This window comes from Streptomyces sp. NPDC002643 (assembly GCF_053592555.1).
Map to the genome: position 1 here is coordinate 110,303 of NZ_JBSFVY010000007.1, position 14,435 is coordinate 124,737.

12 protein-coding genes are annotated in these 14,435 nt (G+C 71.6%); 5 read left to right on the forward strand and 7 right to left on the reverse strand.

The features are described 5' to 3' along the window. Window positions 1-13: 13 nt before the first annotated feature. From ACWD4G_RS12905 to ACWD4G_RS12920, 4 genes are all read right to left on the reverse strand, one after another. On the reverse strand, window positions 14-691 hold the full coding sequence (locus tag ACWD4G_RS12905; protein WP_451292738.1) for an ATP-binding cassette domain-containing protein: 678 nt from the start codon (window positions 689-691) through the stop codon (window positions 14-16). After that, the gene (locus ACWD4G_RS12910; RefSeq protein WP_451292926.1) at window positions 688-1,707 is read right to left on the reverse strand and encodes an ABC transporter ATP-binding protein; all 1,020 of its coding nucleotides are present in this window, start codon (window positions 1,705-1,707) and stop codon (window positions 688-690) included. Before ACWD4G_RS12910 ends, ACWD4G_RS12905 begins: the two co-directional genes overlap by 4 nt. Before the next feature lie 76 nt (window positions 1,708-1,783). Continuing rightward, window positions 1,784-3,667 (reverse strand): ABC transporter permease subunit, encoded by a 1,884-nt coding sequence (locus tag ACWD4G_RS12915; protein WP_451292739.1) that lies wholly within the window; start codon window positions 3,665-3,667, stop codon window positions 1,784-1,786. Then, window positions 3,664-5,157 (reverse strand): ABC transporter substrate-binding protein, encoded by a 1,494-nt coding sequence (locus ACWD4G_RS12920; RefSeq protein ID WP_451292740.1) that lies wholly within the window; start codon window positions 5,155-5,157, stop codon window positions 3,664-3,666. The genes ACWD4G_RS12915 and ACWD4G_RS12920 overlap by 4 nt, the downstream gene beginning before the upstream one ends. A 202-nt stretch (window positions 5,158-5,359) precedes the next feature. On the opposite strand from ACWD4G_RS12920, the gene ACWD4G_RS12925 reads away from it, so the two are divergent. Next, window positions 5,360-6,874 carry a hypothetical protein gene (locus tag ACWD4G_RS12925; RefSeq protein WP_451292741.1) on the forward strand — a complete coding sequence of 505 codons (1,515 nt, stop codon included), beginning with the start codon at window positions 5,360-5,362 and terminating at the stop codon, window positions 6,872-6,874. 38 nt (window positions 6,875-6,912) lie between these two features. Then, window positions 6,913-7,596 carry a DUF4240 domain-containing protein gene (locus ACWD4G_RS12930; protein ID WP_451292742.1) on the forward strand — a complete coding sequence of 228 codons (684 nt, stop codon included), beginning with the start codon at window positions 6,913-6,915 and terminating at the stop codon, window positions 7,594-7,596. 13 nt (window positions 7,597-7,609) lie between these two features. Here the strand turns inward: ACWD4G_RS12930 and ACWD4G_RS12935 are convergent, their stop codons facing one another. After that, on the reverse strand, window positions 7,610-9,127 hold the full coding sequence (locus ACWD4G_RS12935) for a PucR family transcriptional regulator (RefSeq protein WP_451292927.1): 1,518 nt from the start codon (window positions 9,125-9,127) through the stop codon (window positions 7,610-7,612). Between the two features lie 189 nt (window positions 9,128-9,316). Between ACWD4G_RS12935 and ACWD4G_RS12940 the strand changes: the two genes are divergently transcribed. Continuing rightward, window positions 9,317-10,243, forward strand: a complete 927-nt coding sequence (locus ACWD4G_RS12940; RefSeq protein ID WP_451292743.1) for a proline dehydrogenase family protein — start codon at window positions 9,317-9,319, stop codon at window positions 10,241-10,243. 80 nt (window positions 10,244-10,323) lie between these two features. Then, window positions 10,324-11,955, forward strand: a complete 1,632-nt coding sequence (gene pruA / locus ACWD4G_RS12945) for an L-glutamate gamma-semialdehyde dehydrogenase (protein ID WP_451292744.1) — start codon at window positions 10,324-10,326, stop codon at window positions 11,953-11,955. Window positions 11,956-12,024: 69 nt separating this feature from the next. Here the strand turns inward: pruA and ACWD4G_RS12950 are convergent, their stop codons facing one another. Beyond that, the gene (locus ACWD4G_RS12950) at window positions 12,025-12,231 is read right to left on the reverse strand and encodes a DUF5988 family protein (protein WP_451292745.1); all 207 of its coding nucleotides are present in this window, start codon (window positions 12,229-12,231) and stop codon (window positions 12,025-12,027) included. A gap of 344 nt (window positions 12,232-12,575) precedes the next feature. Between ACWD4G_RS12950 and ACWD4G_RS12955 the strand changes: the two genes are divergently transcribed. Next, on the forward strand, window positions 12,576-12,710 hold the full coding sequence (locus tag ACWD4G_RS12955; protein ID WP_451292746.1) for a hypothetical protein: 135 nt from the start codon (window positions 12,576-12,578) through the stop codon (window positions 12,708-12,710). An 11-nt stretch (window positions 12,711-12,721) separates the two neighbouring features. Here the strand turns inward: ACWD4G_RS12955 and ACWD4G_RS12960 are convergent, their stop codons facing one another. Next, entirely contained in the window at window positions 12,722-14,296 is a 1,575-nt protein-coding gene (locus tag ACWD4G_RS12960; RefSeq protein ID WP_451292747.1) for a purple acid phosphatase family protein, read from the reverse strand. Between the last annotated feature and the right edge of the window lie 139 nt (window positions 14,297-14,435).

The following is a 14,435-nucleotide window of genomic DNA, read 5'->3' on the forward strand; positions in this document are numbered from 1 at the left end:
GTCCGGCGTGCCCCTACGCCGGCACGAGCCGTCCGGCACGCATCTCGATCTCGCGGTCCGCGAAGTGCCGTACGACCGCTCGGTCGTGGCAGATGAACAGGTAGGCGAGGCCCAGGTCGTCCTGGAGGTCCATGAGGAGGTTCAGGACGCCCGCGCGGATGGAGGGGTCGAGGGCGGAGACCGGCTCGTCCAGGACCAGGAGACGGGGGTCGGAGGCCAGGGCGCGGGCGATGCCGACGCGTTGGCACTGGCCGCCGGAGAGTTCATGGGGGAAGCGGTCGCCGTAGACGGGGTCCAGGCCCACGCGGTCGAGGAGTTCGGCGACCCGGGCGGGGCCCGTACCGTCCCAGCGGCCCTGGACGCGCAGCGGTTCCGCGACCGCGTCACGGATGCGGTGGCGGGGGCTGAGGGAGCCGTACGGGTCCTGGAAGACCGGCTGCATCCGGGGGCGGACGGGGCGTAGTTCGCTTTCGGTCAGTGTCGTCAACTCGCGGCCCTCGAAGCGGACTCGGCCTTCCTGAGGGCGGCGCAGTTGGAGGACCGCCGCGACCGTGGAGGACTTGCCGCAGCCCGAGGGGCCGTTCAGGGCCAGGGTCTCGCCCGCGTCCACCGTGAAGGAGACGTGGTCGACGGCGGTCACGCCGCCGTAGCGGACGACCAGGTCGCGCACATCCAGCAGGGCGTCACTCATACGTGTTGCTCCAGGAACAACTCGGTCGCCGGGTACGGTACTTCGTCCCAGCGGTGGCAGGAGACCTCGTGGTCGGCGTCCGCCGCCCAGGGCCGCGGTTCCTCCCGGTGACAGCGGTCCTCCGCGAGCGGACAGCGGGGCGCGAACGCGCAGCCGGGCGGAAGGGCGTCGGGGGTGGGCGGCGAGCCGGGGATCGAGGGCAGCCGTCGGCGACGGGCGTCGGCACGGGGGCCGCGCTCGTCGTCCCGGCCGGGGACATCGGCGTCGCCCGGCGGCAGGGAGGCCAGCAGGCCCGCCGTGTACGGGGCCCTGGGGCGGGCCAGCACCGCTGCCGTCGGCCCCTGTTCGACCTGGCGGCCCGCGTACATGACCAGGACGCGGTCGGTGTGTTCGCGGACCACCGACAGGTCGTGGGTGACCAGGACCAGCGCGGCGCCCACCGCCTCGCGCTGTTCGCCCAGGACCCTCAGGACCTGGTCCTGGAGCTCGGCGTCCAGGGCGGTCGTGGGCTCGTCGGCGACGACCACATCCGGTTCGTTGATCGTGGCCATGGCGATCACGGCCCGTTGGCGCATACCGCCGGAGTACTCGTGGGGGTACGCCCGCGCCCTGCGTACGGCGTCGGGGATGCCCACCCGGTCGAGCGCGGCGACCGCCCGGGCGCGGGCCTCCTTGCGGGAGACACGGGCCACCGACCGTACGGCCGCGGCGAGTTGGTCGCCGACGGGGTGCACGGGGGAGAGGGCGGCGAGGGCGTCCTGGGGGACCAGGGCGATACGGCGGCCGCGCTGGGCGGCGATGTCGGTGGCGCCGCGCAGCCGTACCGTCCCGCTCGTGCTCGCGCCCCGGGGCAGCATGCCCAGCAGGGCCCGCGCCGTCAGGGACTTGCCCGCGCCGGACTCACCGACCAGGGCCAGCACCTCGCGCTCACGGACGTCGAAGCTCAGCCCGCGCACCGCCTCCACCCCGTCGAACGCGATCCGCAGCCCGCGCACCGACAGCAGCACGTCGTCGATGGAGTCCTTGGGGTTTTTGGGGTCATGGGAGCCATGGGGGTCATGGGCATCGTTGGATTCACGGGGCTCATGGGATTCAGACCTCAACGGGGTCTCCCTCCTCATGCTTCGCGGGCACGGCCCGTACGGGGTCACGGTCGGACGTCGACGCGGCGTCACGGGCGGTGCGAGCCGTGCGAGCCGTGCGTACGGGCCAGAACGAGCGCCCGGCGCGTCCCTGTTTCTTCGCGCGAGGCGTACGCCCCCGGCCCGTACGCCCCTCCGCGTACGCCGCCCCCGACACGGCCAGTCCGGCCAGCAGGGCCAGGGCGACCGCCGGGGCCAGGGCCGCCCAGGGGGCGCGTTCCACATAGGCGCGGGACTCGTCGAGGAGGAGGCCCCATTCGGGGGTGGGGGGTTGGGCGCCGAGGCCGAGGAAGCCGAGGGAGGCGAGGGCCAGGGCGATGCCGGGCAGGCGCAGGAGGGCGTGGCGGGCGACCGGGGCGGCCACGGAGGGCAGGACATGCCGGGTGAGAATCCAGGCCGGGCTCGCGCCGATGGCCCGTTGGGCGGTGAGGAACGTGGACGCGCGGACCTCCTGGACCAGGGCCGCCGCGTGCGCCGACAGCGCGGGCCAGGACAGCAGGGCCACGGCGAGGGCCGCGCCGCCCGTGCCGGGGCCGACGACCGCCGCGACCAGGATGCCCGCGATCACCGGGGGCAGCGCGTTGGCGATGTCGGAGGCGCCGGACGCGAGGGAGGGGAGGAAACCCAGGGCGAGCGAGAGGAGCAGTCCGGCCAGGCAGACCGCTGCCGCCGTGCCGATCGTCGAGGCCGCCCCGTGGCCCAGCCGGGCCAGTACGTCACGGCCGAGGCCGTCGGTGCCGAGGGGGTGCGCCCAGGAGGGGGCGAGGAGCCGGGCGGTGGAGTCCACCGTGTACGGGTCGCGCAGCAGGCCCCAGCCGATGGTGGCCAGGAGCAGGGTCGCCAGGGTCAGCGGGATCGCCGGGTGGGAGCGGACCGGGCGGGCGGCCGGGAGGGTCAGGCCCGCGTCGCGCAGGGCGGGGCCGAGGAGCCGGCGGCGGGCGAGCGCGGCCAGGGCGCCCACGACCAGGCCCAGCGCGAGCAGCGCCAGGATCGAGCCCTGGAGGAGGGGGAGGTCCTGGGACTTGGCCGCGCCGAGGGCGCCGCGGCCGATGCCGGGCACGGCGAACACCGTCTCCACGGCGACCGCGCCACCCGTCAGGCCCACGGCGGCCATGCCGAACTGCGGGACGAGGGGCGGCAGTACACGCCGTAGGGCCGCCGCCGAGATCCGTGTCCGGCTCACACCCGCGCCCCGCCACAATTCGACCCAGCGTTCGTCGAGAACGGCGGGCAGGGCGTCCGCGACGAGCCGGCCGAGGAGGCCGCCGGCCGGGACGCCGAGGGCGAGCGCGGGCAGCACCATGTACGCGGGGCCCACCCAGCCGGAGGTGGGCAGCCAGCCCAGCCACACCCCGAACACCAGCAACGCCACGGTGGCCAGCAGGAATTCGGGTACGGCGGCCAGCATCGCGGCGAACGCGCCGGTCGTGCCCCGGCCCCGTACGAGCACGGGTGCGACCAGCGCGCAGGCCAGCAGCACGGCCATCGCGAAGGAGGCGCCCATGAGCCCCAGGGAGACCTGGAGGCCCGAGACCACCGAGGGCAGGACGTCCGTGCCGGACACCCAGGACGTACCGAGGTCGCCGTGCGGCAGCCCGGACAGCCACTTCCCCAGTAGGGAGAGCGGGCCCGCGTCCAGGCCGAGGTCCTCGCGGATCGCGGCCAGCGCCTCCGGTGTCGCCTCCTGCTCGGCCGACCGGGCGCGCAGCACCGTCAGCGCCGGGTCCTTGCCGGAGAGCCAGGGCAGGAGACCGACGGTGGTCAGGACGGCGAGGAGGCACAGGGCGCGGGTGAGCCCGGCCGGGCCGATCAACTTGCGTGTCAAAGGCTTCACTTGACGTAGGTGTTCACCGTGACGAGTTCGCGTTCGCGCGGGTCGTGGGCCGCGTCGACCACCCCGGCGGCGTCGCCCTGGATGACCCGCTCGTGGAGCATCGGGACGGCGGCGTCCGTGGCGAGGACGGTGGCCTCGGCCTCGATGACGGCCTTGCGGCGGGCGTCACCGGCGGCGGTGTCGGAGGCCTTGTCGAGCGCGGCGTCGACGGTCTTGTCGGCGAGCTGGGAGATGTTGAAGGAGCCGTCGGAGCCGAAGTCGCTGTAGAGGTACGCGGCCGGGTCGCCGGAGTCGAGGACGGTCGCGCGGGAGAGGATGAACGCGTCGAACTCGCCCGCCAGCGCGTCCGATTCGATGTTGGCGTACTCGCGCACGTCGAGCTTCACCTTGAACCCGGCCTTCTGGAGCTGCTGTTGCAGCGTGGCAGCGACCTCGGGCAGCTCGGCGCGGTCGGTGAACGTGCCGATGGTGATGGTCTGCCCGGACGGCTTGCCCGCCTCGGTGTGCTTCACCGCGGAGCGGAGTCCGGCGGCCCAGGGGAGCGCGGGCCCGAGCAGCCCCTTCGCCACATCGGCGCGCCCCTCGTACACGCCCTCGACGATCGACTCGGCGTCTACGGCCTCACGGGCGGCGGCGCGCAGGGCGGGGTCCTTGAAGACGCCCTTCTCGGTGTTGAGGTAGAGGGTGTTGGTGCGGGGCATGGGGACCTCGGTGATCAGGTCCTGGTCGAGCACGGCGGCCTGCGACACCGGGACCGCCTCGACGATGTCCGCCTCGCCGCTGCGCAGGGAGGCCGCCCGGGCGGTGCCGTCCGGCACGAACTTCACGTCGATACCGGGGGACTTGGCCTTGCCGCCCCAGTAGTCGTCGTAGCGGTCGAGGGTGGCGGAGGAGGTGCCGTTCACCTTCGTCAGCTCGAAGGGGCCGGTGCCGGCGCCGACCGGGTTCACCGTCTTCCCCTTGTACGCCTTCGCTGCGAGGATCGACAGCTGCGGGGAGCTGAGGCGCTGCGGGACCAGGGGGTCCTCGGTGGCCGTGGTGACGGTGACCTTGTCGCCGTCGGCCTTCGCGGTCAGCTCGACGCCGTCGAGGATGCGGGGCTTGGGGGCGGCGGTCGCGGCCGTGGTGAGGGACTTGACCACGGCGTCGCCGGTGAGCTTCGTACCGTCGTGGAAGGTGACCCCGTCGCGGATCGTGAACGTCCAGCTCTTCCCGGACTGTTCCCACTTCGTCGCCAGCGCGGGCTCGGCATCGCCCTCCGCGTCCAGCTTCACCAGGGTTTCGGCGGTCGACCAGCGGGACAGCTTGAAGGCGTCGTCGGACAGCGGCGACAGCCCCGAGCGCGGCGGCTGCATCATGGCCAGCCGTATGCGCTTGCCCTCGCCGGAGGCGGAGCCGTCGTTCGTCTCCGCTCCCGAGAAACAGCCCGTGAGCAGGGTGGAGGCCGCGGTGACCGCGGTCAGCGGGAGAAGACGGGCGGGGACGCGCACGGGACACTCCGAGTAAAGGCGTGGTCAAAGGTTGAACGCGCACTGACCGTAGCACGATGACAATCGTTTTCAGAAGTGTGGTTTTGCGCCACCGAGGACCCCAAGTGGCGCTTCCCACGCCCTTGACGTGGACCTTTGCACCTGCGGTGGATCTTTGTCGCCGTAGGGGAACTTCACGGGGCCGCCCGGCGTCGGGAAGATCGTGACGGAGATCAATGACATACCCCTCGACGACCTCGTCCAGTCCTGGCGGACGGCTCAGGAGGAGTACGCCTGGGGCCCCGACGACGCGCATGACCAGGCGGTTCTCGACTGCGTCGCCCGCCTCGCCGCCGACCCCACCGGCGGGACCTCGTACATCTGGGTGCTCGGCCTGACGATGCTGGCGCCCTATCTGACCGAGGGCGGCGAGGACCATCGGCCGCAGGCCGTGGCAGCGCTCCGGGCCACGGACGCCGCGCTGCGCGAGAGGCCCTGCGACCACGACACCCACCCGTACGAGTCCCACGACGGGCATGACGGCGACGAGGGACTCCCCGATCTGCTGCTCAGCCTCGCCGACGACAGCGAGGAGTGGTACGAGGACGACTCGCGCGAGGCGTGGTGCTGTCCGCGCAATGTCGCCGGGTATGCGCGGATCGCCCTCGACATCCAGCATCCGGGCGAAGTCCCCGATGTCCCGCCTCGGTTGTCGCTGATGGACCGCGAGCAGATCAAGACACTGGAGTCGGTGCTGGAGCTGTACCCCGACCTGGGCACGGACGTCGAGGACGAGATCGCCACGCCCGGCGCGACCCTCCGCTTCGCCGAGCCGGAGGACCGTGCGGGATGCCTTCACGTCGTCAGAGCCGTCAGCTGGCACGCCGTCTCCGGAATGATCCTGGACCGGTCGGTCCTGGACAACCTCATCGAGGGTGTGGAGACGGTACTGCCGGACTTCGCCGAGGCGACCTGCGACCACGACGAGCACCCGAGGCTCAGCGGTCACAGCACCCATGCCGCCGAACTCGGCATTGTCCTCAGCAGCCCCGCCGGACGCGCTCTCTACGCAAGCCGCCCCGACCGGTACGGCGACGGCTCCCCGCTGGAGCGGATGGTGTGCCCCGCGTTCATGGCGGAGGTCGCCCGGGACACGCTGACCGAACTCCGCGCCGGCCGCGACCGGATCTTCGGCCCGCGCGATGTCGCCCACCTCGACGCCGAGTACCTCCGCGAGGACGGCCGCCTGGACATCGAGAAGATCGCGGACCGGCTCCAACACGTGGGCCGGAACGCGAAGTACGCCGACGATCTGGGGCTTTGGGCGGCTCGGCGGTATGACGGATTGAGGGCGGGCGGCGGTGCAGGTGCCGGTGGGAGTGGCCGTCATATGGGCCGTGAGCAGGCCGTGTTGCTGGTCACCGCTTACCGGGCCATGGAGATCTCGTACCCCAGCCCGCCGTACGCTGTTGCCGTGGGCGTTCTCGCGACCATGCGCACGGTCGCCGCCGCACCCCGCCCCGACCGGTGCGCCCACCCCGATACCCATCCGCCCCTGTCCGGCGACGACTTCCGCGAAGCCCTGCCCCACTTCTACGCCCCCGACGAGCATCCGCCGACCGGCGACGTCCGCGGCGTCGAGTCCTGGACGTGCCCGCGCTTCGCGGCGACGATCGCCGAGAAATGCGTCGGGATTCTGGGGGACTTGTACAAGGAGGAGGACGACGGGGGGCTGTGAGGGAGGGCGTTGTCAGTGCCGTCTGCCATGGTGCGGACATGGACATCGACGTGGATATCGACCCGGACAGGGGCGTGGACATGGAGGCGGACAGGGGCGCGGACATGGACGACGAGACCTTCTGGCGGCTGGTCGAAGAGTGCCGGCGGCGGACGCGGGACCCCGACGAGCGGCTGGCATGGCTGCGGGAGCGGCTGGCGCGCGAGCCGGAGGCGGGGATCGTGCGGTTCCAGACCTGTCTGGACCGGGTGCTGGCCCCGACGTTCACCTGGGATCTGTGGGCCGCCGCCGACCGGATCATGGGCTGGTGCTCCGACGACGGCTTCTTCTACTTCCGGCTCTGGCTCGTCGGGCTGGGGCGGGAGACGTTCGAGCGGGTGGTCCGCGACCCGGACTCCCTGGCCGGGATAGCCGAGGTGGGGCGTCTCGCGGGCCGGTCGCCGCAGGAGTGGGACGACGAGGAGTGGCTGGAGTGGGAGGAGCTGGACTATGTCGCGTCGCGGGCCTTCGAGGACGTGACCGGCAGGAGTGAGGAGGACTTCTACGACGCGGTGGAGGCGTGGATCGGCGAGGACCACGAGCCGAGCGATCCGGCCGGGGAGCGCTGGGAGGCCACCAACGACGAGGAGGCCCATCGCCGACTGCCCCGTCTCAGCGGGCTGTTCCCGCTCACCCACACGCAAGGGAGCCCCGCCCCGCCCCGCCCGACCGCGGCCTCGTGAGCGCCTGTCGCCGTCAGAGCCGGGCCGCCTTCAACGCCATGTGGAGCAGCAGTCGGTCCTCCCCGTCGGCCAGGTTCAGACCCGTGAGCCGTTCCACTCGGGAGAGGCGGTAGTAGAGGGTCTGGCGGTGGATGCCCAACTCGGCGGCCGCGCGGCCCGCCTGACCGGCGCAGTCGAGGAAGACCTCGGCGGTGTGGGCCAGTTCGTGGTGGGCGGGCGTCAGGAGGGGGCGTACGGCGGGGTCCTGGCGGGCCGTGGGCGGGAGCGCGGCGAGCAGACGGTACGGGCCGATGGCACGCCACTCCGCCACCGGGCCCAGACGGGGCTCCGCCAAGGCCGCCCGGGCCGCCGCCGACGCCTCCCGCCAAGCCGTGGCGAGGGTCGACAGCCCGGTGTGGGCACCCGCGACCCCGGCCGCCGACCGCGCACCCGCCCGCTCCAGCAGCCGTGCGGCCGCCGTGAGCGCCGGGGCCGGCACCTCCGCCGACCGCAACCGCACCAGCAGGGCGAGACTCTGCCCGACGATCCCCCGGCCGCCGGGGTCGCCGGCCCACGCCTCCGAAGCACTCCAGACCGCTCGACCACCGGAGCCACCGCCCCACGCCTCCGACCCGCCCCGAGCCCCCGAGCCACCTCGAACCCCTGGCCCGCCTGGCCCACCTGGGGCCCCTGAGCCACCCCGAGCTTCCGAGCCGCCCCGAGCCCCTGGCCCGCCCCGAGCCCCCGAGCCCTCTTGAACCCCTGGCCCACCCGGGGCCCCCGAGGCACCCCAGGACCCTGGCCCACCCTGCGCCCCCGGCTCGCCCCAAGACCCCGCGCCCCCCGAATACCCCGCCCCACCCCAGACCCCGGCCGCCCCCCACGGCACCGTGCACAGCGCCGTCGCCCCCGGCACCGTACGGAACGAAGGGGTGTCCTCGGGGCCGGTGGACGGCCACGGCGTCACGCACACCACCGTGTGGATGCCGTCCCCGCGTGGCCCCAGGGCTGTACGGAGTTCCGCGACCGCCATGTCGCGCTCCCAGTCGTGCTCGGCGGTGAGGACGGCACGCAGTTCGCGGGTGAGATCGGCGCCCGCCCGGGCCTCGTCCGCGAGGAGGGCGCCGATCCGGGAGGCGACCGCCATGGCCGCGGCGAGCTGCGCGTCGGTGGGCCCCGGGTCGCCGTCCAGCAGCCAGACATAGCCGAGGACCACGCCCCGATGGCGTACCGGCAGACAGACACGGCCGCGCAGGACACCCGCCTCCGGAGTCGGCGGGATTCGGACCGGCCCGGTCGCGCGGGTGATCCCGAAGCCCTCGAACCACTCCCGCACCGCCGGAGTCGACCGCCGGGCGAGGATCGACCGCGTACGGACCGGGTCCAGCGCCGAGGGATCGAGGTCGCCCTCGCTGTCGTACGCGCCGAAGGCGATCAGCTCGAAGTCACGGTTCTCCAGCGTCGCCGGGGCGCCGAGCAGACCGGAGATCTCGTCGACGAGGTCCTGGTACTCACCGCGCCCGCCGCCGCTACCGCCGCCCGTGGCCGTCATCGCCGTCGTCACCGCCCGCGCCCACCTCGAAAACGCCCCTCACAGGGGCATTCTGCCGCGAGAACCACCGTCCTTCATACATCTGTCTGAGATCTGCGGCACGGATGCGTGACAGCTGTCGATGGCCGACGATCGGAGGGATTCTTAGGTTTCACGGTGGTTCTATCTGCTGGTTCGTGGAGGTGCCCCGTGCTGGGTCCCGTGATTCTCGCCGCGTCGCACAGCGACCGGATGCGACGTCTGGTCTCGGCGGCGCCCGTGACCAAGCAGGTCGTCGACCGCTTCATCCCCGGCGAGACCGTCGACGACATCGTCCCCGTCGTCCGGGCCCTCACCGACCAGGGCCTGGAGGTCACCCTGGACGTCGTCGGCGAGGACATCAGCCGCCCCGATCAGGCCGCCGCCGCCCGCGACGCCTATCTGAAGCTGACCGAACGGCTGGCCGAGCTGGAGCTGGGCGAACGCGCCGAGATGTCCGTCAAGCTGTCGCTGTTCGGGCAGGCGCTGCCCGGCGGCCACGAGCTGGCCCTCGCCAACGTCCGGCCGGTCGTCGAGGCCGCCGCCGCGATCGGTACGACGGTCACCCTGGACGCCGAGGACCACACCACCCTCGACTCGATGTTCGCCGTCCACGACGAGCTGCGGCGCGACTTCCCACAGACCGGCTGCGTCATCCAGGCGTACCTCTTCCGCACCGAGGCCGACGCCCGCCGCCTCGCCGCGAACGGCAGCCGCGTACGGCTGGTGAAGGGCGCGTACAAGGAGCCCGCGTCCGTCGCCCACCAGCGCAAGGGCGAGATCGACAAGGCGTACGTACGCGTGCTGCGCATCCTCATGGACGGCGCCGGGTACCCGATGATCGGGTCCCACGACCCCCGCCTCATCTCCATCGCCCAGGAACTCGCCCACCGCGCCCGACGCAAGCCCGACGAGTACGAGTTCCAGATGCTGTACGGCATCAGGAGCGACGAGCACCTGCGGCTGGCCGCCGAGGGCCACCGGATGCGCGTCTACACCGCGTACGGCACCGACTGGTACGGCTACTTCATGCGGCGCTTGGCAGAGAAGCCGGCCAACCTGCGCTTCTTCGCCCGCTCGGCCCTCACAAGAGGCTGAACCCTCGCCAAGGGATGAACGAGAACCTCATCCAGGGCCGAAACCGAACACCCGCTCATGTAAAAGGAGTTACGGAACCCATGGACGCAGTGACCCAGGTCCCCACGCCCGTCAACGAGCCGGTGCACGGCTATGCCCCCGGTTCGCCGGAGCGGGCCCGGCTGGAGGCCAAGCTGAAGGAGCTGGCCGACAATCCGATCGACCTGCCCTGCACCATCGGCGGCGAGCGGCGGATGGGCGGCGGTGACGAGTTCAAGGTGGTTCAGCCGCACAACCACCGGGCCGTCCTCGGCACTTACCGCAACGCCACCCGGCAGGACGCCCAGGACGCCATCGACGCGGCCCTCGACGCCGCGCCCGCCTGGCGCGCGATGTCCTTCGACGACCGCGCATCGATCATCCTGCGCGCCGCCGAACTCCTCGCCGGTCCGTGGCGCGAGACACTGGCCGCCTCCACCATGCTCGGCCAGTCCAAGACCGCCCAGCAGGCCGAGATCGACTGTCCCTGCGAACTGATCGACTTCTGGCGCTTCAATGTCGCCTACGCCCGCCAGATCCTCGCCGAGCAGCCCCCGGCCAACTCCCCGGGCGTCTGGAACCGCCTCGACCACCGCCCCCTGGAGGGCTTCGTCTACGCGATCACGCCCTTCAACTTCAGCGCGATCGCCGGCAATCTGCCCACCGCCCCGGCCCTGATGGGCAACGTCGTCGTGTGGAAGCCGTCCCCGACCCAGACCCACGCCGCCGTGCTGCTGATGCGGCTGCTGGAGGAGGCGGGCCTGCCCAAGGGCGTCATCAACCTCGTCACCGGCGACGGCGTCGAGGTGTCGAACGTCGCCCTCGAACACCGCGATCTCGCCGGAATCCACTTCACCGGCTCCACCAGGACCTTCCACTACCTGTGGAAGACCGTCGGCGCCAACATCGAGAAGTACCGCTCCTACCCGCGCATCGTCGGCGAGACCGGCGGCAAGGACTTCGTCGTCGCCCACCCGAGCGCCGACCGCGCGGTCCTGAAGACGGCGCTCACCCGTGGCGCCTTCGAGTACCAGGGCCAGAAGTGCAGCGCGACCTCCCGCGCCTATGTCCCCGCCTCGATCTGGAACAGCGGCTTCCGGGAGGAGTTCGCCGCCGAGGTCGACTCCCTCACCATGGGCGACATCACGGACCTCTCCCACTTCATCGGCGCCGTCATCGACGAGCGGGCCTTCGCCAAGTCCAAGGCCGCCATCGACCGCGCCAAGTCCGACCCGTCCTGCACGGTCGTCGCCGGGGGCACGTACGACGACTCGGTGGGCTGGTTCGTCCGCCCGACCGTCGTGGAGTGCACCGACCCGGCCAACGAGGTCTTCACCACCGAGTACTTCGGCCCCTTCCTCGCCGTGCACGTCTACGAGGACGACCGGTACGAGGAGATGCTGGCGCAGATGGAGTCGGTGTCCGCCTACGCGCTGACCGGCTCGGTCATCGCGGGTGACCGCGCGGCGGCGGCGTACACCATGGACAAGCTGCGCTACGCGGCCGGGAACTTCTACATCAACGACAAGTCGACCGGCGCCGTCGTCGGTCAGCAGCCCTTCGGCGGCGGCCGTGCCTCCGGCACCAACGACAAGGCCGGCGCCCCCCAGAACCTGATGCGCTGGACCCTGACCCGCTCCATCAAGGAGACCCTGGTCCCGCCGACCGACTACACCTACCCGCACATGGGCTGATACGCCGACTCACCCCGAAGAGGCCGGGTCTCGACCGGACCCGGCTCTTCCCTTCCCATGGACGGGACGTCAGCCCGGCATCTCCGTCCGCTCCCACCACTCGTACACGGGGAGCCTGCCCTCGGGAGTGTCCCTCTGCCGCGCGGTCGGCCTGAAGTGTTCGTAGCCGCTCCGCAGCGCGATCTTCACATCCGGACCGGGGGACGGGGCCTGGACGACGCGTTCGGGCAGATCGTCCGGGCCGCCTTCGAGGAACACCTTCGCTGTGTCGTTCATGACCTCACCGTTCCGTTACGCAGAGTCTCGACGACTCTCAGCATTCCAGACATTCAGGGATGAAACGCTCCTGTCGGCGTCGTCTGGAAGCCGCGCCGTCTCAGATAGTAGGAAGTCCGAGTAATTGTGGAGACAGAGACGCCGTCCTCCCTTAGCGTTGTAGAAGCCGAACGTCTCGCTCGACCAAGCGAATGGCGGTCGTGAGCCGGAGCCCGAGGCAGGCCACCCCTGCGGCTCCCGCCCCCGTCCCACCTGGGGGCACCTCCCACGCCCTTAAGGCAGTGGGGAAGTCTCGTATCCCCCCGCTTCCGTACTCCCGGATTGCCTCGAAGGAGTCGATTCCCATGGCCGAGACGACCGTCCGCCGCCGAGTCCGCCGTCACGTGTCACCGACGAGCGAGTCCGACCGCAAGAACGCCGCCGCCGCCCTCCAGCGCGCCCTCGACCGCAGGGACAACGGCGGCTCCACCGGCCACTGAGCCGTCCTCGATCACCCGCGCCGCACCTCGAAGTGGTCGATGCGCTCGCCGTCCTGGGCCAGCGCCGAGACCTTCAGGACCGGCCGGGTGCCCGCCTCCGCCTCGACCTTGAGGAAGGAGAAGCCCCGGTAGCGCACGCGTGACCACTCCACCGTCTCCTGGTCCGAGGACTTCGACTCGGTCCACTGGAAGGTGTCGACGGCCTCGTGCCGGGTGACGTGCCCCTCGTAGCTCTCCTTGACGCCCGCCGGGAAGCCGTACAGATCACGGCCGCCGCCCCCGGCGGTGACGTACACGATGCCGTCGCGCGTCGGATCGGTGGACGCGCCGATGGGGACGGCCCGGCCGACCTCGCCGTCCTCCTTGATGGCGTCGGTGCGTTCGTAGACGTGGTTGTGCCCGTTGATCACCAGGTCCACCTCGTGCTCGGCGAACAGCGGCAGCCACTCGGCGCGGACCCCGCCGTCGGAGGCGTGCGCGGAGGTCGAGTAAGCGCAGTGGTGGAAGAAGACGACGATGAAGTCCACGGCCTTCGACGCCCGCAGCTCACCCAGCCTCTCGTCCAGCCACGCCGTCTGCTTGCCGCCCGAGTAGCCGAAGTTGGCCGGGATCTCGTACGACACGTCGTTGGCGTCCAGGGCCACGACACCCACGTTGCCGTAGGTGAACGCGTAGACGCCCGGCGACGATTCGGGGGCGAAGCCGTTGTCCGGGAGGGACCAGCGGGCGAGTTGGCCGCCGTAGCCGTCGGGGGAGTACCAGGCCTCCATGTCGTGGTTGCCCGTCGTCACCATCCAGGGCACGGACTTGGTGACCGTCTCGTTCTGCTTGAGGAACAGATCCCAGAAACCGGGGTCGTAGCCGTCCTGCTCGACGCCCTTGCCGTTGACGTTCGCGTAGCAGATGTCCCCGGCGTGGAGGTGGAACGCGGGATTCTGGCGCAGGATGACGTTGTCGTTGGCGGCGGCCGCCTTGCCCACGCCCTGGTCGCCGAAGGCCGTGAACACGAAGCTCGCCGGGTTCGCCGGCGCCGTACGGAACGACTCGATCGTCGAGCGGCGCTCCGGGGACGCCGGGTCGAAGCCCTCGTGGCCGACGCCGTAGTAGTACGTCGTGCCGGGGAGCAGATCGTCCAGGGCGGCGTGCACGTAGTACTGGTCGAGTTCCAGGCGTACGCCCTCGACGCCGGGCGTGTGCAGATTCCGCACCTCGGCCTCGATTTTTTGGCTCAGCTCGTCCGGCTTGGTGCCGACGCGGACGTACGGCTTCTTCACCGCGAGCGGCACCTGCCAGGAGATCCGCATCTGCGTTCTGGGGTCGGCGCCGAAAGCGAGATGGCGGCCGAAGGGGGTGACGGCCGAGCCCGGCGCCTTGGAGGTGGCCGAGGCCGTCGCGCGCGGGGAACTCGACGAGCCGCCGGGCGTACCGGAGTCGCCGCATCCGGTCAGCAGCCCGCCCGCCGCCACCGCGCCCGCCGTCACCAGCGTGCGGCGCCGCGTCAGCTTCGTCCGCAGATACTCGTGCTGCTCGGCCATGCTCATCCGGCGCGCGAGCTGCGGCGGAATGCCGAAGTCGGGAATGTCCATGCGGTTGAACTTCCCAGTGGAGGCCAACAGCCGCTACACATACGGGTGAACGCACGGCGACTTGTGGGAGTTGTCACCCTCCCGGGTGTCCGTATGGCGGACAAGCCGTGTCATCCCGTGGGACCAGGAGTACGGTGCC

Excerpts from the sequence above, each read along its gene's own strand:
- ACWD4G_RS12905 (WP_451292738.1), bottom strand. The coding sequence starts at position 691 with ATGAGTGACGCCCTGCTGGATGTGCGCGACCTGGTCGTCCGCTACGGC.
- ACWD4G_RS12930 (WP_451292742.1), top strand. The coding sequence starts at position 6,913 with ATGGACATCGACGTGGATATCGACCCGGACAGGGGCGTGGACATGGAG.
- ACWD4G_RS12935 (WP_451292927.1), bottom strand. The coding sequence starts at position 9,127 with ATGACGGCCACGGGCGGCGGTAGCGGCGGCGGGCGCGGTGAGTACCAG.
- pruA (WP_451292744.1), top strand. The coding sequence starts at position 10,324 with ATGGACGCAGTGACCCAGGTCCCCACGCCCGTCAACGAGCCGGTGCAC.
- ACWD4G_RS12950 (WP_451292745.1), bottom strand. The coding sequence starts at position 12,231 with ATGAACGACACAGCGAAGGTGTTCCTCGAAGGCGGCCCGGACGATCTG.
- ACWD4G_RS12955 (WP_451292746.1), top strand. The coding sequence starts at position 12,576 with ATGGCCGAGACGACCGTCCGCCGCCGAGTCCGCCGTCACGTGTCACCG.
- ACWD4G_RS12960 (WP_451292747.1), bottom strand. The coding sequence starts at position 14,296 with ATGGACATTCCCGACTTCGGCATTCCGCCGCAGCTCGCGCGCCGGATG.